General features: G+C 36.7%; 7 protein-coding genes and 1 riboswitch. Of the genes, 5 read left to right on the forward strand and 2 right to left on the reverse strand.

What is annotated here, in order from left to right:
- Positions 1-79: 79 nt before the first annotated feature.
- The 3 genes from guaA to AC6CH1_RS18915 all read left to right on the forward strand — a co-directional run bounded on the left by guaA (position 80) and on the right by AC6CH1_RS18915 (position 3,105).
- Positions 80-1,633, forward strand: a complete 1,554-nt coding sequence (gene guaA, locus AC6CH1_RS18905) for a glutamine-hydrolyzing GMP synthase (RefSeq protein WP_353056591.1) — start codon at positions 80-82, stop codon at positions 1,631-1,633.
- A 189-nt stretch (positions 1,634-1,822) separates the two neighbouring features.
- A complete protein-coding gene (locus AC6CH1_RS18910; RefSeq protein WP_251691717.1) occupies positions 1,823-1,972 on the forward strand; it encodes a hypothetical protein in 150 nt (49 codons plus the stop codon).
- Between the two features lie 245 nt (positions 1,973-2,217).
- Entirely contained in the window at positions 2,218-3,105 is an 888-nt protein-coding gene (locus AC6CH1_RS18915) for a DUF2382 domain-containing protein (RefSeq protein WP_498318819.1), read from the forward strand.
- A gap of 283 nt (positions 3,106-3,388) precedes the next feature.
- Here the strand turns inward: AC6CH1_RS18915 and AC6CH1_RS18920 are convergent, their stop codons facing one another.
- Together AC6CH1_RS18920 and AC6CH1_RS18925 are read right to left on the reverse strand one after the other, a co-directional pair.
- Positions 3,389-3,799 carry a hypothetical protein gene (locus AC6CH1_RS18920; RefSeq protein ID WP_251691721.1) on the reverse strand — a complete coding sequence of 137 codons (411 nt, stop codon included), beginning with the start codon at positions 3,797-3,799 and terminating at the stop codon, positions 3,389-3,391.
- An 80-nt stretch (positions 3,800-3,879) separates the two neighbouring features.
- Positions 3,880-4,287 (reverse strand): NUDIX hydrolase, encoded by a 408-nt coding sequence (locus tag AC6CH1_RS18925; protein ID WP_251691722.1) that lies wholly within the window; start codon positions 4,285-4,287, stop codon positions 3,880-3,882.
- Positions 4,288-4,486: 199 nt separating this feature from the next.
- A riboswitch (purine riboswitch) is annotated at positions 4,487-4,588 on the forward strand.
- 141 nt (positions 4,589-4,729) lie between these two features.
- On the opposite strand from AC6CH1_RS18925, the gene AC6CH1_RS18930 reads away from it, so the two are divergent.
- Both AC6CH1_RS18930 and AC6CH1_RS18935 read left to right on the forward strand, forming a co-directional pair.
- Positions 4,730-6,064, forward strand: coding sequence for an NCS2 family permease (locus tag AC6CH1_RS18930; RefSeq protein WP_498318821.1), 1,335 nt, complete (start codon positions 4,730-4,732; stop codon positions 6,062-6,064).
- 96 nt (positions 6,065-6,160) lie between these two features.
- Positions 6,161-6,637: a GNAT family N-acetyltransferase gene (locus AC6CH1_RS18935; RefSeq protein WP_427714293.1), complete on the forward strand. Its 477-nt coding sequence runs from the start codon at positions 6,161-6,163 to the stop codon at positions 6,635-6,637.
- Positions 6,638-6,916 lie beyond the last annotated feature (279 nt).

Raw genomic sequence — 6,916 nt, forward strand, 5'->3', positions numbered from 1 at the left:
GAAATATGAACGCGTAGAAATTATTTTCTTACGCGTTTTTTTTCTTAATATAGGCCGCAAAAAATTAGAAGAGGTGGAAATAGTGTCAACTCCTTTGTTAAAAGAGCAAGAAAAGATTGTCGTTCTTGATTTCGGTAGTCAGTTCAACCAATTAATCACGCGTCGTATTCGTGAATTCGGTGTATTCTCGGAATTACATCCACATACGATTACTGCTGAAGAAATTAAAGAAATGAATGCAGTAGGTATCGTATTCTCAGGTGGCCCAAACTCTGTATATGATGAATCGGCATTCCATGTAGATCCAGCGATTTTTGAATTAGGTTTACCGATTTTAGGTATTTGTTATGGCATGCAGTTAATGGCCCACACACATGGCGGTAAAGTGGAAGGCGCGGCAACTCGTGAATACGGGAAAGCTGAAATTAACATTACTTCGGATAATAAATTATTTGCGGAATTACCAAAAGATCAAGTTGTATGGATGAGCCATGGTGACCATGTAACAGCAGTGCCAGAAGGTTTTGAAGTAATTGCGACAAGCCCGGCATGTTCGATTGCGGCAATGGCTGATACTTCTCGTAAATTTTATGCAGTACAATTCCACCCGGAAGTACGCCACTCTGTATACGGCAATGACTTACTGAAAAACTTCGTATTCAATGTTTGTGAAGCAAAAGGCGACTGGTCTATGGCAAACTTCATTGAAATCGAAATTGCGAAAATCCGTGAGCAAGTTGGTGACAAGCAAGTACTTTGTGCATTATCAGGCGGCGTTGATTCATCTGTAGTAGCAGTGTTAATCCACAAAGCAATCGGTGACCAATTAACTTGTATGTTCGTGGACCACAACTTAAACCGTAAAGGCGAAGTTGAGCAAGTTATGAAAACTTTCACAGAAGATTTCGATATGAAACTGATCAAAATTGATGCTCGTGAACGTTTCATGAATAAACTTGCCGGTGTTTCTGACCCTGAGCAAAAACGTAAAATTATCGGTAACGAGTTCATCTACGTATTTGATGAAGAATCATCAAAGCTAAAAGATATGGATTTCTTAGCGCAAGGTACGCTTTACACAGATATTATTGAGTCTGGTACAGCAACTGCCCAAACAATTAAATCACACCACAATGTTGGCGGGTTACCGGAAGATATGAAGTTTGAATTAATCGAACCGTTAAATACACTATTCAAAGATGAAGTACGCGCTTTAGGTCTTGAATTAGGTTTACCTGAAGAAGTTGTATGGCGTCAGCCTTTCCCGGGTCCTGGATTAGGTATCCGTGTACTTGGTGAAGTAACAGAAGAAAAACTGGAAATCGTTCGTGAAGCAGACTACATTCTGCGCGAAGAAATCAAAAAAGCTGGTCTTGAACGTGACATTTGGCAATACTTCGCTGTATTACCTGACATCCGTTCAGTAGGTGTAATGGGCGATGGCCGTACGTACGACTACGCAATCGGTATCCGCGGTGTAACATCAATCGACGGCATGACATCTGACTGGGCACGTATCCCATACGATGTATTGGAGAAGATTTCTGTACGTATCGTAAACGAAGTAAAACACGTAAACCGCGTGCTGTATGATATTACTTCTAAGCCACCAGCAACGATCGAGTGGGAATAGTACTGAATAACGCTTAACTATTTACTCTCTTTTAGTTATTTTAATAATAACTAAAAGAGAGTTTTTGATTTTGTGGAAATTGGAATGATGAGATTGTGAATAGATTAATTTAAGGTTTACTTCAGTAAAATGAGGTATATTATATATTGAATAGGTTCTCTGTGAAGACAGGAAAAGTAGGTGAACAAAATGGGAAAATATCAATTGGATAGTAAAGGTAAGGCAGCTGTTACGAAGTATCATGAAAAAAACAAGCCGGCCCAATTCGATAAAAAGCAACAACTTGAAAAATTGCGTGCGCAGTACTTGGAAAAGAAACAGCAACAAAACGATAAATAGGTTGTATGGAAACGTAGAAGGAGTTACATCTTTCTATGTTTTTTTGTGCTCTGATTTCGCCTTACCCTTATTAATAATAAATTATTGTCATAGCAGTGTATCTTTTTCTTTCATTTTTATTACAGAATGTTAAATTTACTATCCTCACGTTTATTATTTAGGAGGAAAGGTATTGTATAGTATGCCAAACAAGTATAGACAGTCGGTATAAAAAAATTAACTTAATAAAACTGGAGGAATGAAACATGGAAACACGTGATAACAAATTATATGGTATTTATGACAATGAAGCGGAATTACAGGCAGAAATGGATCGCCTTCGTACACAAGGCTATGGTGAAGAAGATATGTACATCGTATCTAATCGTGATGATCAACTATCTATGTACCGAAACTCAAAAGGTTACAGCACAAACACGGATGGTTATGATACTGATAATAAAGAAGGTTCTTGGTGGGACCGCTTTAAAGCATTCATGATGGGTGAAGATTTAGTACGTGATCAACACTTTACACAAATGGGCATCTCTGAGGATGAACGAAACCGTTATTATGATGAACTACAGGCAGGGAAATATTTATTGTATGTAGATAGAGACTATGGTACTTATTTTGATGAAGGTACTAAAAATTATGGCGTGAATAATCATTATGAGCGGGATTATGAAAAAACGGATGAAGAACGTTTAGCGCTTCATGAAGAACGCTTGCAAGTAGATAAAAAACGTGTGCAAACAGGTGAGGTGCAAGTCGACAAACATGTAGTCGAAGAGCAGCAAACGATTGAAGTGCCAGTAGAGCATGAAGAAGTCTATGTAGAAAGACGTCCGGTGAATGAGGATACAACACTTAATGCAAATGGGAAACTTCATGACGGAATCAATCATGCCTATGAAGAAGGGGGTAAAATCCATATCCCGGTAACAGAAGAACAAGTGGATGTTACGAAAAAAGATGTCGTTACGGAGGAAATCGTAGTCGGCAAACGAAAAGTGACTGATACGGAAACTGTTTCTGACACGGTTCGCCGTGAAGAAGCGGACGTTAAGGATACGACCCATACTACAAATCATTTAAATGATTTGGACCATTTGGATAATGATCCGTTAAAACGAACAAACCGCGGATTATAAAATAGTCATAAAAAATAGGAAGCCTGTTTTACACAGGCTTCCTTGTTTTATATGTTAGTTTATATTCTAGTAAGTAGTTTTAGGTTTAAATTATTCTTCAACAGTGGCTTTTTCGCGAGTTTTCCACTCGATTCCACTAGTAACACATCCAAAAGTAACAATTATTAAAAGTACAAATAATGTGTTATGTAACCAATAGGGCATTCAAACCCCTCCTTTAATATTCTGTGTTTCTTTTTATTATTTTAACATATTAAAGGTGAATACACTTGTTTTTAGATTGTTAGCTATTATTATTTTTATTTATTTGTACAAAAAATGTCACAATTATAAATAAGAAAAATGCGATTAATAAAAGACTACCACCCACAATGAAGAACACCATGTTCATTGTTTCATTTGTATCTAACGGGTTTAAATAATGCAGCCACATTCCTATACATAAACCAAAAGCACCAATCATACCTAAAATACTTTGGATTTTAACAAAAATCAGCTTCCGGACAGGTACTGAATAATAGAAAATCCCCCACGCAAAAACCGATAACCAACCTACCAATACAAAGTGTGCGTGTACTGGACGTAAAGCATAGTTCATGTTACCGCTCATGATTGATCCGATGAATACACCGATAAAACCTGAAACAGCCGCAAAGCGAATTAAATGCATTGCCCATTTTCGTTGTTGTTGCAAAAAAATCCCCCCTCTATTTGTTTATACTTTACTATAAAGGAGCAATATAACATCTCTATAAACTTTCTATAAAATAATTATTAGGCTAACAAATCGAGCACGTTATGTTGGTGGAAATCTGCGATAATCTCTTGTGGTAACAATGTGAGCAGTTCATCTTTTGTCGCCCATAAATAGTGTAGATGTTCATTGGATAAAGTAATTTGCTCCTCTTTTGTATCGCATAAGAAAGTGAGCAGGACAATTTGTCGCGTTTTACTCGTGTGGAATGTTGTTGAAAACAACTGATTCTTTACAGTGATATTCAATCCAACTTCTTCTAAAAATTCCCTCTTCAGTGCAATTTCAAATGACTCGCCAAAATGCAGATTTCCTCCGACAGTCTCCCATGTGCCAGCACCAACTTCTTCAATCTGTGAGCGCTGCACGATCAGTATTTTATTATTTTTAACAAGAACTCCTTTTACCACTACCTTAATTTCATTCAATTTGAATTCCCCAATTCAGTATAAATATAGTGAAACTTTGATTAGACTTTTTTGTATTCCAAGTTTAATAATAACAAATATAGACACAAGAGAAGAAGTAAATGACTAATTTATGGATGTTTTTACGAACTATGAATTAAAATTCATAAAAAATGTTCGGAAATAGCTTGTAATTCAAAAAATGAAATGATATATTACAAACGTAAATTAAATACGTCGTCGTATAATGTCGGGAATAAGGCCCGTGAGTTTCTACCGAATCACCGTAAATGATTCGACTACGATTTATAAATAAGTAACATCACTACTATAATAGGAGTGTAATATACTTATTTTCCTTAAATCGTGGACATGCGGCATTTATGCTTTGCATGTCTTTTTTGTTTTTAAGGTTAAGTGTTCTTTAGATGTTGAAGACGACAACACGGAGGAAAATTTCATTATGAAAAAGTATTTCGAGTTCGATAAACTTGGAACTAATTATCGCCGGGAGATTTTAGGTGGCTTTACAACATTCTTGGCAATGGCTTACATTTTAGTAGTAAACCCTAGCATTTTAACGCTATCTGATATTGAAGGTTTACCAGATGCACTCCGCATGGATTACGGTGCAGTATTTGTGGCAACAGCTGTTTCAGCAGCAATTGGATGTTTCATCATGGGGATTGTCGCAAGATATCCTTTAGCTTTAGCGCCAGGTCTGGGCTTAAACGCATTCTTTGCTTACACGGTTGTATTAACAAACGGAAGCCCTTGGCAACACGCTTTGGCCGCAGTATTTGTATCAGGTGTATTCTTCTTATTATTAACGGTTACAGGATTACGTGAAAAATTAATCAACGCCATCCCAATGGAACTTAAAATTGCTGTTGGTGCTGGTATCGGCTTATTCGTTTCGTTCATCGGTTTAAAAAACGCGGGCATTATCGTTGCGAGTGAGGCAACAGTAGTCGGTTTAGGTAACTTACACGATGCTGAAGTATTGTTAGCGATTTTTGGTATTCTTCTTACAGTAATTTTCTTAGTGCGTGGAATGAAGGCCGGCGTATTTATTGCGATGGCTATTACTGCAATCGTAGGTATGGTCATTGGGTTAGTTGATTTACCATCCCAAGTTGTTTCAGCACCACCAAGTGTAGAGCCTACTTTCGGTAAATTATTCTCAGCATTCACTGATCCTGAGTTCTATTCGCTCACAATGATATCGGTTATTTTATCATTCTTGTTCGTAGACTTCTTTGACAACGCAGGTACTTTAATGGCTGTTGCCAACCAAGCAGGATTTGTTAAAAATAATAAATTACCTCGTGCAGGTAAAGCATTAATTTCAGATTCAATCGCTTCTATTTCAGGTTCGATCTTTGGTACATCAACAGTAACATCTTATGTAGAATCTTCAGCAGGGGTTGGAGCAGGCGCACGTACAGGTTTCGCTTCAATCATTACAGGTATCTGTTTCTTGCTGGCGCTATTCTTATCACCAGTATTAAGTGTTGTAACAAACGCAGTTACTGCACCGGCATTAATTGTCGTAGGTATTTTAATGGTATCTTCACTTGGACAAATTGAGTGGAATAAATTCGAAGTAGCTGTACCAGCATTCTTCACAATGTTAATGATGCCGTTAACATCATCAATCGCAACAGGTCTTGCAGTAGGTTTCGTGTTCTACCCATTAACAATGGTGTTAAAAGGAAAAGCAAAAGAAGTAAACCCGATTATGTATATTTTCGCAGTACTCTTCCTGATTTATTTAGGTACTGTCGGTTCAATGTAAAATCATTCACCAGTCAACTATTGTTGGCTGGTTTTTTTATTTTTGCAGGAAAATATAATTGGGGAATCGAACTGAATATTAAAGGGGGAGAGGTTAATGGTTATTAAAATAGAAGAAGCAAAGGAACAACACTATATAGAAGTAAATCGTTTAGTAAGGCAAGGCCATGACGATCATGTAAAGGGGGACAATACGGTGTTCCGTGAAGTGGAGAGTGTTATGCCAGAAGAATATTATTTGGAATTGCTTGAGCAAGAGCAAAGTACCGTATTAATAGCACGGGAGGAAAATAAAATAATAGGCTTTGCTGTCATCAGTATAGAAGCTTCTCCGGATTTCCCTTCATTAGTTCATAGGAGGTTTGCATACATTCATGATTTTGGTATAGATCAGTCAGAAAAACGGAAAGGAATTGGAACGCTATTATTTGAAGCTTGTTTAAAGTGGGCAAAAGAAATGAACGTGAATGAGGTAGAGTTAAATGTATGGGAGTTCAATGAAGAAGCCATTGCATTTTACAAAAAACATTCTATGAAAACAATCAGCAGGAAAATGAGATTGGCTATTCAATAGTTATTTCTTTAGGAAAAGTAATTTATTTTCAGGTGACAAGTAAATTAACTTTACTCTATATATAATAGGAAGAAACTCAATTTAAGTTAGAGAGCAAAAATCAGAAAATTTTTTCTTTAAATAAAGGGTTGCATAATCCTTTGTGTGGGGTGTATAGTTAATCACGTTGCTGCGAAACAAACGCAAACAACACAAACGAAAAAACAAATTTTAATAAAGTTGTTGACAAACATAAACAACGCTGTTAAAATTTAAACAGTCGCACAAACGACTGACACA

Source organism: Solibacillus sp. GQ1, from assembly GCF_059758555.1.

Coding starts and splice junctions, on each gene's coding strand:
- AC6CH1_RS18930 (WP_498318821.1), top strand. CDS start 4,730: ATGAAAAAGTATTTCGAGTTCGATAAACTTGGAACTAATTATCGCCGG.
- AC6CH1_RS18915 (WP_498318819.1), top strand. CDS start 2,218: ATGGAAACACGTGATAACAAATTATATGGTATTTATGACAATGAAGCG.
- AC6CH1_RS18910 (WP_251691717.1), top strand. CDS start 1,823: ATGGGAAAATATCAATTGGATAGTAAAGGTAAGGCAGCTGTTACGAAG.
- AC6CH1_RS18935 (WP_427714293.1), top strand. CDS start 6,161: ATGGTTATTAAAATAGAAGAAGCAAAGGAACAACACTATATAGAAGTA.